Below are 17260 nucleotides of genomic sequence, written 5' to 3' on the forward strand. Positions count from 1 at the left end.
TGACGGAACATTCATCATGTTCCTGTAATGGGAAATATGGTTTACTCATTTTGATAAAGATGTTATCTTGTTAAAGTCGATGAAATTAAGTTGTTTTCATGGACCTATGAAAACGCTTCCTTTCTTATTGAATAATAGGAAGATTTCGCATCATAGTCGGTAACAATTACTAAGTAGATGAGGAGAATATATATGGAATTTTCACCTTGGGTTTTATTTACAGACATCGGTTTAATTTCACTACTGTTACTTGTAGGAACGATTATCCGTGCAAAAGTTAAGTTCGTTCAACGTCTGTTTTTACCAGCAAGTATTATTGCGGGACTTCTTGGGTTGTTGCTTGGGCCGAACGGAATTGGTATTCTACCTTTTTCAGGGCAAATTGGTACATATCCAGGGATTTTAATAGCAATTATCTTTGGGACGCTTCCTTTGCTATCGCCAAGAATTGACTGGAATGCGATTAAGACAAGAGTGGGAAGCATGTGGTCGTACTCGCAACTAGCTATGCTTCTTATGTGGGGTGCGGGATTACTGTTTGCTTTAGTACTTATTAATCCTTTTTGGGATAACTTGCATGACGGCTTTGGTTTACTCTTGGCGGGTGGTTTTGTTGGTGGGCATGGTACGGCTGCTGCACTCGGCGATACGTTTGCACAAAATGGATGGGAAGAAGCTAGAGATCTTGCGATGACTTCGGCAACCGTTGGGATCATCAGTGCAATCACTATAGGTATTTTGTTTATCAAAAGAGGTTCGGCTAAAGGCCATACGTCATTCTTAGCATCATTCGATGAATTACCGGACGAGCTTCGAACAGGTCTAATTCCGCATGAATCAAGAAAGAAATCTCTTACGGATACGGTTTCATCGATTTCAATCGATCCGTATATTTTCCATATTGCCATTGTTTCAATTATCGCTATGGGCGGATATTACTTAAGTAAATTGGGTGTTATGTTGCTTCCAAGTGTGGCGATTCCAGCATTTTCTTTAGCGTTTTTAGTTGGACTTTTCGTTAAGAAAATCCTAACTTCAACAAATACGGAAAAATATGTGAGTACAGATGTTATCAATAGATTAAGTGGAAGTGCTACGGATGTACTCGTTGCATTTGGTATTGCGTCAATTAGTATTTCTGTTGTAATGGATTATGCCGTACCACTAATTATGTTGTTTGTATTTGGGCTTGTCTATGCATATATCTTTTTTGCGATTATGTCGAAAAGATTTTTCCCGGAGTACTGGTTTGAAAAAGGAATCTTTACGTGGGGTTGGACAACTGGAACGGTTGCGATGGGCATGGCTTTACTTCGCATTGTGGATCCAGAAGCTAAAAGTAAGACGCTCGACGACTACGGATTGGCGTATATTCCAATTGCGCCCGTTGAAATCTTGTTAATAACGTTTGCACCATTGTTAGTGTTAAATTCACAAGGCTATTTATTTGTTGGCATTACATTTGTCGGCGGACTCATCATTTACTTGATGGCTGTTAAATATAAGTGGCTCGTTCGAACACAAAAGAACTAAATAATATTTTATAAAAAGCCGTGAAAGCAGAAAATGCTTTTACGGCTTTTTTGGTGATCAAATTGCCAAAGCTGTTCTTGTACCTATCTGATATGATTAAGAGAAAGAAGGAGTGCGAGGATGAAATGATTAGAAGAAATGATCCTTGTCATTGTGGAAGTGGGAAGAAATATAAGAAATGTTGTGGTTCAAAAGGTTCAGACCTTGTTGATATCATTGTGAATGAAGAGCTTGACCGGGTGTTGATGGGCTATTTTGATAATCATCTTATAGATTCAGACCGTGGTGAAATGCAGAAGTATATGAGGACATGGGTGAACCGTTTAACCAGAAGTTGGGACAAAGAAGATATCGAGGAAGCATCGAGTGAATTTTATTTATTCATTCAAAATAAAGAGAAGTGGCATACATATCTTAAGAAACAGCTTGAAGTTGTAAAACGTGAAGGAGCAATTGCGGTTTTAAAAGAATGGGATGAACCGTTCGTGCTACTTGCGGAGATAACGGATATTGAATCCGGACATATTAAAGTACGAGAGCTTTTTGGAGAAAAAGAATATCGTGTGACAAGAAACGAAGGAATGCCAACGGATGTTGGTACATTGTTATTTGGCGTTGTCTTACGGGATTCGAGAAAAGTAAGCAATGGAGTTGCACCCGTTTCGTCAATTCTTTTCCTTGCCAAGTGGAGCAAGCAAACGAAGAAATCACTTTTTGAATTAAGAAAAACTGCTGTAGATAAAACGGCAGAAGAATTTATTCATGACCATATACTTGACATATACGAACTGCTTATTAAACGAAGCATGGCCTCTATGAATGAACTTGTAGAGGAAGTATTGGAACCTACACAATTAAGTGCACTGAAAGCACTTGAAGAAGTTTTGCTTAAATTAGAACAGCCATCGGATAGACGCGAAATTATGCACAAATTATCCGTTGCTTATTTTTTGAATGAAAATCCGGACGTACCAGTAATAGGCGATTATTTAGCGGCGGCTGTGAAGTGCGGGATAGAAATAGGTGCTGTTCAGGGGATAGATCTTAGCCAAGAACAAATGATTCAACAATTTGGTGCTTCAGAAGAAGGGATGCAATCGTATATCAATCAACTTTCTTCTTTATACGAAGATATGATGGATGGCGGAGATGCACCTTTAACAGAGCAACAATATGATATTGGTACGGATCCAAAGCCGGGAGAAAAAGCACTTTGGGAAACGTCAATGACTACAGGTGGTGTCGTGCAACCCGAAAGAAAACCAAGCTTTGCGGATGGACGTGCACAGCTCTTAGCGTTTGATGCGTATCTTGCTGAAACAGAAGAAGAGCGTCGAAAATTGGCGAAGAATGCAACTGCACTCAGCGCAGAAAATTCGGATGTACTCCTTTTAAAGATAGAAATAGAGAAGGATTTAGAAGAAGTAGTTAAGTTGTATGAGAAAGCTATTCAAAATGCGAGTCGTACATTTGAAGTGGGTGAGCAACCATGGCAAAACATTCCGAACCGCCCGTTTATGCGCGCAGCTTTTGCGTACGGTGTCTATTTGTTCGGTCAAGGAGAGTACAATGAGGCGTCGTCGATGTTCCTAGACTTGTTGAAAATGAATCCTGTCGATAATCAGGGTGCAAGATATGAAGCAGTTGCTTCATTAATTCATGCGGAACGTTATGAAGAAGCCGCCCAAATTCTCGTACGATACGAAAAAGGATCTAGTCAAGATGCAACATACCTTTATCTTGATTGGCAACTTGAGCACGCTGGATCAGCCGGCGAATCGGAGAATGCCGCGGAAATGCTTCAATTGGCACGGGCAGCAAATAGTCATGTGATGCATTTAATGACGTTTAAAGTAAAGCCGATTTCTTATCCGAGATACGAATCGATTGAGCCGGGAAGCGAAGGGGAAGCTAGGTATATTTGGTTGTTGTTGAGTGGTGGGAAATAAGACGAAGAAAGACCATGCGATTTTCGCATGGTTTTTTTATACCTATTCACTTTCTAATAACCCGACAAATCGCCAAACATCTGAAGCGATTTCCCTCACTAATCGTTCATAAGGTGTCCCGCTAAACGTTTCTCGGAATGAGCGAACTACCGTTTCTAGTAAGAAGATACGTGGATCTGTAGATTGTAGTTCATCTATTAAAAATAAGATATATTGTTCGCTTTTAGATTTTGAGTTTTCGTCAAGTTCTTTCAGGAAATTATCAAGTTTTATGGGCAACTGCTTTTTCAGATTTTCATATTCCTTAACGTCTTTGTCTTGGTTGAAGAAGACTGTATCCCCAATAAGGAAATCTTTCGTTTCGATCATTTCAGCGATAATCGAGTCGATTCTGCGTAGTACGAAATGAACAAGCTCTAATGTGTTTACTTCTTTTTTTGAACCGGTCTTCCGTACGTGCAATATGTGTTGCATCATCCCGAACATTAAGACCGCGCAATCGGATGCGTAAGGGGCAGCATTTTTGCCGTAGATATCAACAAATCTTTCAGTTAGCCAAGCTAATTCTTTTAAATGTTGCTTTACAATAAAATCTCTTAAATCACGATCGCCGGAGTGGAAGACCGCTTCGAAAATGGGTAGTAAATTATATTCACGATTCACTTGCATGCGTACGGAAATTTGTTTGGCAAGAATACTTTTGTCTGAGGTGCTCTGCCCGATAAGCAATTCAAGGCGTCTAACGGTGGACTCATCTACCGCCCGCTCTAAAATTTCTATAAGACAGGCATTTTTGGATGAAAAGTAATTATAAAAAGTCCCTTTTGAAATAGAGGATTCGTCTAAGATGTCTTGAATAGATGTGCCTGGAAATCCATTTTCCGCAAAAAGGCGTTGGGCTGTTAATAAAACTTGTTGTTTTCTATCCTTCATATTTATCACCTTTATACTCATAGTCTACCTTTACTTTATACTTTAAACCCTTTAATCTCAATGAAAATGAATTAATGGTATGAAAAAGTTGAAATAATTGTACTGAGGGTATAAAATATTGAAAGTGATGAACTAGTGGTACAGTATTTATACTTTAATGTTTGAGTGGGGGAAAATAAATGGATTTAAAAAAGTTACATGAAAAACCGCCTTATGGCATGTTGGCAATTTTGTTTATAGGTGCATTCGTTGCATTTCTAAACAATACATTATTAAATATTGCTTTGCCGACAATTATGGAAGAGTTTAGCGTTAAACCTTCGGAAGTACAGTGGTTGACGACTGGATTTATGCTCGTCAATGGGATCTTGATTCCAGCGAGTGCGTTTTTCATCCAAAAGTTTACGAACCGTCGATTATTTATTACAGCAATGACGTTGTTCTCGATTGGTACTTTACTAGCAATCTTAGCACCATCTTTTTGGGTACTCGTTGCTTCGCGAATGATTCAAGCAGCTGGTTCGGCACTGATGATGCCGCTCTTGATGAATGTAATGCTTGTAGCGTTTCCAGTTGAGCGAAGAGGTACGGCAATGGGGCTTTTCGGACTTGTTATGTTTACGGCGCCCGCAATTGGTCCAACGCTTTCCGGTTGGGTACTTATGCATTATTCATGGAGAGCACTATTTGTTATCGTGTTGCCATTTGCGATATTTACACTTGTTTATGCCATTTTTAAATTGCGTAATATTACGCCGAACCGCGATGTGAAAATTGATTTATTTTCACTTGTTTTATCAAGCATCGGTTTTGGTGGACTTCTATACGGGTTTAGTTCAGCAGGAGATAAGGGGTGGACTTCGCCAATTGTCTACGGAACGATACTTATCGGTGCACTCGGACTCATTTGGTTTATTGTTCGACAACTACGCATGGAAGAGCCAATGTTAGACTTTAAAATTTACAAGCATCCAATGTTTGCTTTGTCATCGGCCATTTCCATCGTGTTATCTGTCGCAATGTTTTCAGCGATGATTCTTACGCCGCTCTATGTGCAAAGTGTACGTGGTATTTCACCGTTCGATGCTGGAATTCTTATGTTACCAGGAGCGATTGTCATGGGCATTATGTCGCCAGTAACAGGCAAGCTGTTCGATAAATACGGGGCGCGTGCAATGGCGATTATAGGGCTCCTTCTTACGGTTATTACAACGTTTTACTTAGGTAGGCTTAATATGGAATCGGGTTATTATTATATAATGTTCCTTTATACAATTCGTATGTTAGGGATTTCAATGGTTATGATGCCTGTTATGACGAACGGACTGAATCAGTTGCCGATGAAATCAAATCCACATGGAACGGCTATGAATAGTACGTTGCAGCAAGTTTCCGGGGCAATTGGTTCTGCAGTCCTTTTAACGATTATGACGAAAAGAATGGAAACTTCTGGTGCAAGTCAGTTTGCCGAAGCGAAAACATCCGGGACGGTGCCGACGAGTGTAGAAGGACTCGCGCAATTAAAACAGCAAATCGAGTCCACTGCAATGCTTGACGGTATTAACTTTTCTTTCTTCGTATCTACAATTGTTGCAGCCGTCGCTTTGTTTTTGGCACTATTTATTCAACGGGTGACACCACCGAAAAGTACAGAAGAGTAAGCAAACTTACTAACTAACTATATAAGTTGAACTAAAGTGTTTCTATTTAAATATCAAGCTCCGTATCAGTTATAATTAGCTACTGATGCGGAGTTTTTCTAATTCTGCTATAATAGGAAGATGTGTAGTACTAGGAGTGATTTATATGGTTGGACGAAATAACCCATGTCCGTGTGGAAGCGGGAAGAAATATAAAAGATGTTGTGCTGGAAAAAGTGAAGTTCCTATAGAGGAACTAGTAAGCGATGAACTAAATCGTATTTTACTAGGTGTTTATGAAAATGCATTGGATCCGGCAGATCTTGCCGCATTCAATAGTCATAGAAGACACTGGGTAGGTAAATTAGGAAACCTATGGGATAATAAAAGTATTCAAAGAGTCGTAAGTGAATACTTCTTGTTCGTGATGAAAGAACAGTTGTGGACGAGTCATTTAGTGCGTACGTTAAATACGCCAGTCCGAACTACGACGCGTTCTATCGTTGAAATGTGGCAGTCACCAATCGTTTTGTTTGGAAATGTAACAAGTGTTGAAAATGGATTTGTTGAAGTTCAAGAAATATTGGGAGACAAAACCTACTTTTTAACGCATGAAAATGGAATGACTGTGGAAAAAGACTTTACTGTTTTTGGTGTTGTCTTGGCTGATCCTCGCAACCATCCAAATGGTGTGTATGTGATTTCTACACTTATGTTTGTTAAAGACGGGAACGGGTCTTTCCGCAGTGAAGTAAGCGCGCTGGCTAAGTCAAGCGGATTTGAAAATACAAATGACTTTTATAAAGAGCATATGGCGGACGTTTACAGAATTCTGCTTGGCGAAGAAAAAGCCTCTGCAGAAATAGAAGAACTGATTGATGAAAGATTGGCGGAAAATCAACAAGAAACAGCATCAATACTTGTCGAAGAAAAAGCATCCACAGAAGAGTTATTGGATGAAAGTTTGACTAAAAATCAACAAGAAGCAATTACAATACTTGAAGAAAAGTTAGAAGAATTAGGCGCAAATACAAAATCAAAAGAACAACTAATAAATATTGGTGAAATGTACTTTTTGAAAACCCAGCCGAATTTCCGAAAACCGAGCATTCTTTCCGCGGCTGTACTTACCGTGGCAGTGGAACTTGATATGGTAGCATTTGAGATGACAAACGCTGAAATTGCAAAACAGTTCGACGTGTCAACAAGTTCAGTAAAAAATCACGCTGACAAGATACAAGAATTTGTACTCCAAATGTCTAGTGAGGCCAATCAAGAAGCCGTTCTTTCTTAATCATGAATTCGCATAATAAAGTTAAAATTAAATTCATTTGTAAGACCCTTAGGAATGTCTAAGGGTCTATTTTTCCGTGGGATGAAGGGTTTTCGTAAGATATGTCGAAATAATTATTAGAGAAAGCGTTTTCAAAAATGAGGTTGAAAAGGGGTATGTAGCTATGAAATTGAACAACTACATTGGAGGTTCGTGGCAAGAATCTGAAGAAGCGAACTTTACAGCTGTCATGAATCCAGCAAATGGGAAAGAATTAGCACAAGTGAAATTATCGACTAAAGAAGATGTTAATCTGGCGGTAAAAGCTGCGAAAGAGGCTCAGAAAAAATGGGCACTCGTACCCGCACCAAAACGTGCAGATTTCTTATATGAAATTGGCTATTTAATGAAAAAGAAGAAAGAGCATTTAGCACAAGTATTGACGAAAGAAATGGGTAAAGTCATCGAGGAAGCGCGTGGAGAAGTTCAAGAAGGCATTGATATGGCTTTTTATATGGCGGGGGAAGGAAGGCGCCTATTTGGCGAAACGGTTCCGTCTGAGCTACAAGATAAGTTTGCGATGAGTGTACGGGCACCTATTGGCGTTGTTGGACTGATTACGCCGTGGAATTTTCCAGTAGCGATTGCGACGTGGAAGTCATTTCCGGCCATCGTTGCGGGCAATACATTTGTTTGGAAACCAGCGACGGAGACACCGATGATGGCTTATGAAATGGCACTTATATTTGAAGAGGTTGGTCTGCCAGAAGGTGTTGCTAACATTGTATTTGGTTCAGGAACAGAAGTTGGAACAGCAATGATTGAACATCCGGACGTGCGGGTTATTTCATTTACTGGATCGACAGAAACGGGTCGCCATGTTGCAGAAACGGGTGGACGTCACTTGAAAAAAGTATCACTTGAAATGGGTGGTAAAAACGCAGTGATCGTTTTGGAAGATGCAGACATTGATCTTGCAGTTGAAGGCATTCTTTGGAGTGCGTTCGGAACCGCCGGCCAACGTTGTACCGCATGTAGCCGAGTGATCGTGCATAAAGATGTAAAGAAGGAACTTGAAGAGAAACTGCTTACAGCGATGGAAGCGTTGACGATTGGCGATGGACTTGATGAAACTGTGAAAGTGGGACCCGTCATTAATCAAAAAGCACTCGAAAAAATTCAACGTTATGTTGAGATTGGAAAAAGTGAAGGGGCGACACTTCTTGCAGGTGGAAATGTGTTGGCCGAGGGTGAATTCGCAAAAGGTCATTACTATGAACCGACAATTTTTACAGATGTGAAGTGGAATAGTCGTATTGCACAAGAAGAAATTTTCGGACCAGTTGTGTCACTAATTGAAGTAGCCAGTATGGAAGAAGCAATTGAAGTGAATAACAGTGTTGTTTACGGATTGTCGAGTTCGATTTTCTCACGCGATGTGAACAAGGTGTTTCAAGCACAACGCGATCTCGATACAGGAATTGTTTATGTAAATGCGGGGACGACGGGTGCTGAAATTCACTTACCATTTGGTGGTACAAAAGGAACGGGCAACGGTCATCGGGATTCGGGAGTGGCTGCACTCGATGTGTTTACTGAATGGAAAAGCATTTATATTGATTTCAGTGGGAAGTTACAGCGCGCACAAATTGATGTAGATTAATTTAACAGGTAAGGGGATGAAGGGATGAAAGTTGTTGTTCTTGGGGCAGGATTAATGGGAAAAGAGACAGCGCGTGATTTGGTGAAAAGCGATGATGTTCAAAAAGTATACTTAGCGGATCTAAATGTACTGGGAGCAGTAGATTTTGCGAAGAAATTGATGTCCAAGAAACTTGATATCCTTCAGTTAGATGCTACAAACGACAAACAATTGCGCGATGTGATGGCATTAGGGGATGTCGTCGTCAATGCGTTATTTTATACATTTAATGAAAAAGTTGCGCGAACCGCGGTAGATATTGGGGTACACTCTATCGATTTAGGCGGTCATATTGGCGGCGCGACGGAAGCTGTGCTTACTTTGGCAGAAAAAGCCGCGGCGAAAGGTGTAACAATTATTCCGGATTTAGGGGTGGCACCCGGAATGATAAACATTTTGACAGGATACGGTGCTGGCAAGCTGGATAGCGTAAATTCCGTTAAATTATATGTTGGGGGAATTCCAGTAAATCCAGAACCGCCTCTGAATTATAACGTGGTGTTCTCACTTGAAGGGGTCTTTGATCATTATACGGATCCTTCGCATGTAATCCGAGGCGGTGTGCTGAAAGAAATCCCTTCTTTATCTGAAATTGAAATTATTCATTTTCAAAAATACGGTGAACTTGAAGCATTTCATACATCGGGGGGCACGTCTACACTGACGAAGTCGTTCCCGGCGGTTGAGACGTTGGAGTATAAAACAATTCGTTATAAAGGGCATGCGGAAAAATTCCAATTGCTTGTGGATCTTGGGTTATTGGCACGTAATAACGAAGTGACAATTGACGGAAAGACGGTAAAAGTACGTGATGTGATGCGAGAACATTTATCTCCACTACTTAAACTTGGAAAAAAATCAGATGCGGTCCTTCTTCGTGTCATTGTAAGCGGGGAAAAAGATGGGGCCGCGAAAGTATACCAGTATGAATTAGTAACGGAAAAAGATGTAAAGGTTAATGAGACAGCAATGGCCCGTGCAACGGCGAATACGATGTCGATTGTTGCCCAAATGATTGGTACCGGCGTTATTTCAAAACGGGGTGTACATCCACCGGAAAAGATTGTACCGGGAGAACAGTACATTGAAGAAATGAAAAAACGCGGTGTTGTAATTGAAGAAACCGTAAAGTTCTAGAACGTGTTCAGGAAGTGAAACTTTTTCTCCATAAATACGTAAAGAAAGACATAAGGTATTTAGGGGAGGAGTTTAATTAATGAGTAAATATACGATTGAACAGTTCATCAAAGCGACGAAACAAGATGAGATGGAAAATGAGTATTTTGAATTAGAAACGCCGCGAATTTTAGAAGTGAACTTAAATGATTTGGTTTGGGCAAAGACGGGTTCGATGATTTCGTATACTGGGCAAATAAAGTTCGAGCGGGAAAGAATGTTGGAGCATGGCGTCGGTCAAATGTTCAAAAAAGCGCTCACAGGTGAAGGAACTTCGCTAATGAAAGCCCAAGGAAACGGGCGACTTTATTTGGCTGATCAAGGAAAAAAGATTACAATTTTTGATTTGAATAATGAATCGATAACGGTGAATGGAAATGACCTACTCGCGTTTGAACCAAGTATTGAATGGGATATTCAACTGATGAGGAAAATGGCGGGCATGGTTTCAGGTGGTTTGTTCAATGTGAATTTACAAGGTACAGGGAAAGTAGCAATTACTTCCCATTACGAACCGTTAACACTACTTGTGCGTCCCGGCGAACCTGTAATTACAGATCCAAATGCGACAGTTGCGTGGTCGGGCCATTTGAATCCAGAATTCCGAACGGATATTAGTTTCCGAACGTTTTTAGGCCGTGGTAGCGGAGAGTCCATCCAAATGGAGTTTTCCGGTGAAGGATTTGTCATCGTCCAACCTTTTGAAGAAGGCATAACGACTGGAAATCCATCTTCTTAATAAGTAATTGAAAACCTCCTAAAGCGAGATTTACTTTAGGAGGTTTTCTTTGCGAATGGTTGGACGCTTGTTCGTTTACGTTGCACACCTAGCACGAATGGGTGGACACATTCTTCGTTAGCCGGAAATGATTAATGACTGTTTCACGAAAGAAAAGACTTGCATTTGTTTTGTTTTTATCGTAATATAATGACCATGTGACCAAACGTGATTTAAAGTCATTAAAATAAACTAGATTAAAGTGGAGGTGTAAATTTGAATCGTAGACAAGAGATTTTGGAAGCAGCGGCGAAATCATTTTCCCTTTTTGGTTATAAAGCGACGACGATGGACCAAGTTGCAAAAATCGCAAACGTTGGAAAAGGAACGATTTATACTTTTTTTGCGAATAAAGAAGAGTTGTTTCAAGCCATTGTTCTAAAGATGATCAAAGAGATGCGTGCTGAAGCGGACGCTGTTCTTATAAAAGAAGATTCATTCGAAGAAAATTCACATCGCGCACTTATGAAAATGCTTAACTTCCGTAAGACACATGAGTTATTTGCGAAATTGATTCAGGAAGAAAAAGAATTGCGCACACCTGCAGTAAAAGAAGTACTTGCAACAATTGAAGAGGAGATTCTTTCTTACGTTGAGGAAAAAATCCAGTTGGCAATAGAAAAAGGAGAAATTATTGATTGTGATATAAAGCTTGTCGCCTATCTCCTATTCAAAGCGTATCTTGCGTTAGTTGCCGATTGGGGAAAAAGCCATGATGAAGAACTCGATGAAGAGCGTATTGCAGCATTACTAAGCGGAACGATTTTTAAAAGTCTTATAATCTGAGACTTCTTTTTTTATCTTCAAACGACCAATTGAGGAAATTGGTCAACCAGTACAGGAGGAAGTATAAATATGAAAAAAACAATGACTTGGGCAGAGTGGAAACTACTACTGCGCTCACGTAAAATGCTTGTCCCGATGATTGCGATTTTGTTTATTCCGGTATTATATGCGGGAATGTTCTTATGGGCGTTTTGGGACCCATATGCAAATATGAATGACTTGCCAGTTGCGATCGTTAATCTCGACGAAGGTGCCGAAATGGATGGGAAAGAACTACGGCTCGGTAAAGAATTAACGAATACACTTATGGAAGATCAGACATTTAAGTTTACAGAAGTGTCTAAAGAGGGCGCAGAAAAAGGGTTGGAAGACCAAGATTACTATGTGGTAATTGAAATTCCAGAGAACTTTTCGGAACACGCAACGACGCTTTTAGACGATACGCCTGAAAAGTTAACAATTGTTTATAAACCGAACGAAGGATTCAACTTCTTATCCGCCCAAATCGGTGAAACGGCGATGGACCGGATTCGTGCAGAAGTGAACGAAAAAGTTGCTTCCACGTATGCGGAAAAACTATTTGATTCGATTAGTGAATTGGGTGATGGATTCGGTGAAGCGGCAGATGGAGCAGAAGAGCTCCAGGAAGGATCTGCTAAGATTGCAAAAGGTGCAGATGAATTAAAAGGATACCTTAAAACGTTAGCCGGAAGTACGGTGACTCTCGCCGACGGTACGGACAAGTTAGCAAGAGGTGCTGGAGAGGCGGCTAGCGGTGCCCGCGAGTTAAATAATGGACTCGGGGCATTATCTGAAGGTACTGCTGAACTTGTAACAGGCGCAAATGCAGGGTCGGCTGGTGCGGGAGATTTGAAAAAAGGGATTACAGATTACACAGCCGGTGTTGGTACATTGGCTGGAAGTTACAACGAAATTGCTAAAAAAGAAACAGAATTTAACAAAGCGGTAGGAACACTAAGTGAAAGGTCCTCCGAGCTCAATGGTGCAACAGTTCAACTAGCAAAAGGAGCTGCCGACTTAAATGCAGGCCTTACTGAGCTGAGTAAACAATTAGATTCAATTCTTGCTGGACTCCCAGCTAAACAAAAGCAAGCAGTTCTTGCTGTACTGTCGGCTGAAAAACAGGACGTATTTCTTGCTGCACTCGCACAGTTAACGCAAGGAAGCGCTGAACTATCAGAAGGGATGCAAGGATTATCAGGAGGTACAGCAGCTTTATCAAAAGGGGCTTCTGAATTGAATGGTGCTGCAAGCCAACTTGCCGAAGCGCATGGCCAAGCACTTGCCGGAGTACAAAAGTTAAATGAATCGTCTGCAACGTTACAAGAAGGGGCGGCTTCATTGGCCACTGGTAATGGGGCGCTGGCGTCTGGTTTAACGAAACTGTCCGAAGGGGTAGGAACGGCACAGAAAGGTTCATCGGATTTGGCGTCGGGACTTGCTTCATTAACAGAAGGAAGTAGCACGTTACAAACAGGAACGAGCACACTCGCATCGAAATCGAAAGAACTTGTCGATGGGTCAAGTACACTTGTTGACGGAGCAATCGAGCTCGATGAAGGTGTTACAACGCTTCGAGAAAAATTAGCGGAAGCAAATGAAACAGCGAGTGAAGTGAATGCGACCGAGAAGACATATGAAATGGCTGCGTCACCAGTAGAGGTTGAACAAGACGGCATCAATCATGTGCCGAACTATGGAACTGGATTTGCACCGTATTTCTTATCGCTTGGATTATTTGTGGGAGCACTACTGTTGTCAATCGTATTCCCACTCGTTGAACCTTCCATCAATCCTACAGGTGCGTTCAGATGGTTCTTCAGTAAAGTGTCCGTGCTCGCAATTGTCGGCCTCTTACAGGCGCTCATTGCAGTAGGAATCGTTAAATACGCTCTTGGGATGGAAACAACGAATACACCGTTGTTTATATTAACGGCAATTATTACGAGTTACACATTCATTGCACTCGTTCAAATGCTCGTTTCAATTTTAAGTGATGCAGGCCGGTTCGTCGCGATCCTTATTTTGATTTTACAATTGACGACAAGTGCGGGCACATTCCCGCTCGAATTAATACCAGCGCCCCTACAAATCTTTAACACATTATTACCAATGACGTATTCAGTCAATGCATTTAAAGCAGCTATTTCAACGGGAAGTCTATCTTCGCTTTGGACGAACAATGGAATACTCATCGGTTTCATGCTTGTGTTTTTAGCCATTACATTCGGCTACTTTGCACTTCTTTACAAAAGAAAACACTCTATGGAAGTAGCAGAAGCTTAAATAGGAAATCCCCAGCCGATAGCGGCTGGGGATTTTTTCGTTTATAATGAAACAAAAAGGAAGTGTGTCCATTGAAAAAATTACTACTCACAGGGTTTGAACCATTCTTGAATTATCCAGTAAACCCGACGATGCAAATCGTAGAGGAATTACATGGCTTGGAAATCGGTCAATACAAAATATATAGTGAAGTGTTGCCGGTCGATTTTAATAAATCTGGGGATCTGTTGATGGAACATATCCATGCACACGAACCCGACGCAGTTATTTCGCTTGGACTTGCAGGTGGTCGCGCTAAACTAACGCCCGAACGTATTGCCATAAACGTAAGCGATGGTGCTGCCGATAACAGTGGGAATGTACCAGTCGATGAGCCGATTATAGAAGGTGGGGCAGACGGTTATTTTACTACACTTCCAGTACGAGAAATGGTAAATGTTTTAAAGGAAGTAGGACTACCGGCGGAAGTTTCAAATACCGCGGGAGCGTATTTGTGCAACCATGTCATGTACCGTGCGCTTCATTATGCAAACCAACAACGTCCGAACATGTTAGCGGGCTTTCTTCACATTCCCGCATCCCATGAATTAGCCATTTTGCATGGAAGCATTCCAAGTTGGTCCCATGAAGATTTGAAAAAGGGTGTCGTCACCTGTATTAAAGTAATTTAATACAAAAAGCCTCTTTGGAAAAAAATCCAAAGAGGCATGATTCAAGAACTTACGAAATCACCACCATCGACATGAATCGTTTGTCCTGTCATATAACTCGAATCACTGGAAGCTAAAAACACATAAGCAGGCGCATTTTCAGCAGGCTGACCGCGGCGTTTCACCGGAGTGTCGGCCCCATGTTGTGCAACTTTCTGAGCGTCGAATGATGCTGGAATAAGCGGTGTCCATATTGGTCCGGGAGCGACAGCATTGACTCTTATCCCTTTTTCCACCAAGTTTAGGGCGAGTGAACGCGTAAAAGAAGTGATTGCTCCTTTGGTGGCTGAATAATCAAGTAAATCTGCCGAACCGTTATATGCAGTGATTGATGATGTATTGATGATAGCGTCGCCGTCCGTCATATGATTCAATGCGGCCTTTGTTAAGTGGAAGAGACCGAAAAAGTTCGTTTCAAACGTTTCCCGCAGTTGATCTCCCGAAATATTAGCGATGTTGTTTTGTGGAAACTGTTTGCCGGCGTTATTCACAAGAATGTGTAAACTCCCAAATTCTTGAATGACTTCATTGATTAATTTTTCACAGTTTTCTTCCTCACTAATGTCAAGTCGAATTTTCAACGCTTTTCCGCCATAGTTTTCAATGAGCCCCACAGTTTTATCCGCATCGATATCCTCTTGTTCATCCAAATAGACAATCGTAACATTTGCCCCTTCTTTCGCAAATGCAACTGCGACAGCACGTCCAATTCCGCTATCTCCTCCGGTAATTAAAGCGCTTTTCCCTTTTAATTTCCCAGAACCAATATAATTCACATCGTCATAAATGGGGGCAGGATCCATCTTGGCTTCTACGCCTGGTTGTTTATTCTGAGTCTGTCCATCAACTTGTTCATCGGCTTTTTGATACTTATCTTTCGTCAAAATAACTCCTCCTAAACAAATTGTCTTCTAAAGGAATTATTCCCTAAATCGGTTCCAATAACCCTATCAATGTCTCACAACTTTGTTTTTTGATTATAATAATCCAATCCATTTCCAATACGTTGCACTCATAAGAAGAATGAGTAAGTAACCGATTATTGTAAGCGGGACGCCGGATTTTATGAAATCTTTTACAGTAAATGAACCGGTACCATAAGCAAGCATGTTCTGCGGCGCACTAATTGGAAGTAGGAAACCAAAACTAATAACAAATTGTTGAATCAATACAAATCCGACATCGTTCACGTCCAAGGAAATTGTTGTTGTAAGCGCAATGAAAATCGGTATAAGTGCCGAAGATAAGCTTGTTGCGCTTGCAAACCCCAAGTGAATGAGAATATTAAATAACGACAGCAAGGCAATCGTTGCGAGTATTGGCATGTTTTCAAGGCCCATGGCACCGAATACTTTATTGGACAACCACTGGGCACCTTGTGTATCCAAAAGAATTGTCCCAAGTGCAATACCGACCGCGAAGACGATAATCGTCCCCCAAGGAATAAGTTTTTCGACGGTTTTCCAGTCAAAGACACCAATTTTGGGTGCGAGGAGAATGGTTATAGCAATTAGAGTGACAGTCGTCGTGTCAAATGGGTGAAGTATTTCTTCGGTAGACCAGAATAGAAGAAGGGTGATGGCAACAATGATTAGCCTTTTTTCTGATGACTTCATCGGACCGAGTTCTTTTAATTGACCTTGAATTAATTCTTTCCCACCTTCAACAACTTGTGTTTCAGGCTTAATTAATCGGGTCATGACAAAGTACAGAACGACAGACATAATGATTGACCATGGGGCCGCGTACAAGAACCAAGCTCCCCATGAGACAGATTCACCGAATTCATTTTCGATGAAACCAATTGCGACCATGTTTTGAGCAGCACCGGTTTTAATTCCTATATTCCAGATAGAGACGGACTGGACAGCAGTAATAACGAGAAGGGCCCCAAGTCGACTATTATGAGGTAATCCAAATGCCGCAACCATTCCAAGAAGAATCGGAACAACAGCGCCGGCACGTGCTGTCGCACTTGGCACAAAGAAAGCAAGTACAATCGATACAATAATGGCACCGAAAACAATTGCACCAGTCTTTACGCCAACTTTCGATAAAATAAATAAGGCGAGTCGTTTGTGTAGGTTTGTTGCTTGCATCGCTGCGGCAAGAAATAGGGCAGCGGCAACAAGTGCAACAGCCGAGTTTGAGAATCCGCCAAGCGCCAGTTTTAGTGCAGCTTTTGTTCCAAGCAAAACGTCCGGATTTGCCATGTCTGGTGCAAGTCCAAGTAAAATAGCGACGAGGCCGATAATCATTGCGGAACTTACTGGATAGGATACTGCTTCTGTCATCCAAAGAACAACCGCGAACGCCAAAATGGCAAGTGCGCGTTGTCCCATTACAGGCAAGTCGGTTGGATTAGGAAGAAGAAGGATGACGACTAAGACGATAAATGCAAGTGTAATCCAATACGGTTTTAAATTCCGTTTTGGTCTCGCAATAGTTTCAGCAGTTTCCAAAATAAATCAAT

13 protein-coding genes are annotated in these 17260 nt (G+C 41.2%); 10 read left to right on the forward strand and 3 right to left on the reverse strand.

Annotated elements, in window-relative coordinates; genetic code table 11:
• The first annotated feature begins 192 nt into the window (after nucleotides 1–192).
• Together KSU66_RS02830 and KSU66_RS02835 are read left to right on the forward strand one after the other, a co-directional pair.
• The gene (locus KSU66_RS02830; RefSeq protein ID WP_269049904.1) at nucleotides 193–1533 is read left to right on the forward strand and encodes a sodium/glutamate symporter; all 1341 of its coding nucleotides are present in this window, start codon (nucleotides 193–195) and stop codon (nucleotides 1531–1533) included.
• A 125-nt stretch (nucleotides 1534–1658) separates the two neighbouring features.
• Entirely contained in the window at nucleotides 1659–3482 is a 1824-nt protein-coding gene (locus tag KSU66_RS02835; RefSeq protein WP_269049905.1) for a tetratricopeptide repeat protein, read from the forward strand.
• Between the two features lie 42 nt (nucleotides 3483–3524).
• On the opposite strand, the gene KSU66_RS02840 is transcribed toward KSU66_RS02835, so the two are convergent.
• Complete coding sequence (locus KSU66_RS02840; RefSeq protein WP_269049906.1) at nucleotides 3525–4415, reverse strand: TetR/AcrR family transcriptional regulator; 891 nt, start codon at nucleotides 4413–4415, stop codon at nucleotides 3525–3527.
• A 179-nt stretch (nucleotides 4416–4594) separates the two neighbouring features.
• Between KSU66_RS02840 and KSU66_RS02845 the strand changes: the two genes are divergently transcribed.
• The 8 genes from KSU66_RS02845 to pcp all read left to right on the forward strand — a co-directional run bounded on the left by KSU66_RS02845 (nucleotide 4595) and on the right by pcp (nucleotide 14748).
• Nucleotides 4595–6076 (forward strand): DHA2 family efflux MFS transporter permease subunit, encoded by a 1482-nt coding sequence (locus KSU66_RS02845; RefSeq protein ID WP_269049907.1) that lies wholly within the window; start codon nucleotides 4595–4597, stop codon nucleotides 6074–6076.
• A gap of 145 nt (nucleotides 6077–6221) precedes the next feature.
• Nucleotides 6222–7349 carry an SEC-C metal-binding domain-containing protein gene (locus KSU66_RS02850; protein WP_269049908.1) on the forward strand — a complete coding sequence of 376 codons (1128 nt, stop codon included), beginning with the start codon at nucleotides 6222–6224 and terminating at the stop codon, nucleotides 7347–7349.
• Nucleotides 7350–7512: 163 nt separating this feature from the next.
• A complete protein-coding gene (locus tag KSU66_RS02855; RefSeq protein WP_269049909.1) occupies nucleotides 7513–8991 on the forward strand; it encodes an aldehyde dehydrogenase family protein in 1479 nt (492 codons plus the stop codon).
• Nucleotides 8992–9015: 24 nt separating this feature from the next.
• On the forward strand, nucleotides 9016–10167 hold the full coding sequence (locus tag KSU66_RS02860; RefSeq protein WP_269049910.1) for a saccharopine dehydrogenase family protein: 1152 nt from the start codon (nucleotides 9016–9018) through the stop codon (nucleotides 10165–10167).
• 79 nt (nucleotides 10168–10246) lie between these two features.
• Nucleotides 10247–10945 carry an AIM24 family protein gene (locus tag KSU66_RS02865; protein ID WP_269049911.1) on the forward strand — a complete coding sequence of 233 codons (699 nt, stop codon included), beginning with the start codon at nucleotides 10247–10249 and terminating at the stop codon, nucleotides 10943–10945.
• A 255-nt stretch (nucleotides 10946–11200) separates the two neighbouring features.
• Complete coding sequence (locus KSU66_RS02870) at nucleotides 11201–11770, forward strand: TetR/AcrR family transcriptional regulator (RefSeq protein ID WP_269049912.1); 570 nt, start codon at nucleotides 11201–11203, stop codon at nucleotides 11768–11770.
• Nucleotides 11771–11839: 69 nt separating this feature from the next.
• Nucleotides 11840–14077, forward strand: a complete 2238-nt coding sequence (locus KSU66_RS02875; protein ID WP_269049913.1) for a YhgE/Pip domain-containing protein — start codon at nucleotides 11840–11842, stop codon at nucleotides 14075–14077.
• Between the two features lie 71 nt (nucleotides 14078–14148).
• Nucleotides 14149–14748, forward strand: a complete 600-nt coding sequence (pcp, locus tag KSU66_RS02880; RefSeq protein ID WP_269049914.1) for a pyroglutamyl-peptidase I — start codon at nucleotides 14149–14151, stop codon at nucleotides 14746–14748.
• Nucleotides 14749–14789: 41 nt separating this feature from the next.
• Here pcp and KSU66_RS02885 read toward each other — a convergent pair whose 3' ends face one another.
• Together KSU66_RS02885 and KSU66_RS02890 are read right to left on the reverse strand one after the other, a co-directional pair.
• Nucleotides 14790–15671: an SDR family oxidoreductase gene (locus tag KSU66_RS02885; RefSeq protein ID WP_269049915.1), complete on the reverse strand. Its 882-nt coding sequence runs from the start codon at nucleotides 15669–15671 to the stop codon at nucleotides 14790–14792.
• 93 nt (nucleotides 15672–15764) lie between these two features.
• Nucleotides 15765–17249, reverse strand: a complete 1485-nt coding sequence (locus KSU66_RS02890; protein ID WP_443028928.1) for a DASS family sodium-coupled anion symporter — start codon at nucleotides 17247–17249, stop codon at nucleotides 15765–15767.
• Between the last annotated feature and the right edge of the window lie 11 nt (nucleotides 17250–17260).

The sequence above is a fragment of the Sporosarcina sp. G11-34 genome (assembly GCF_026931025.1).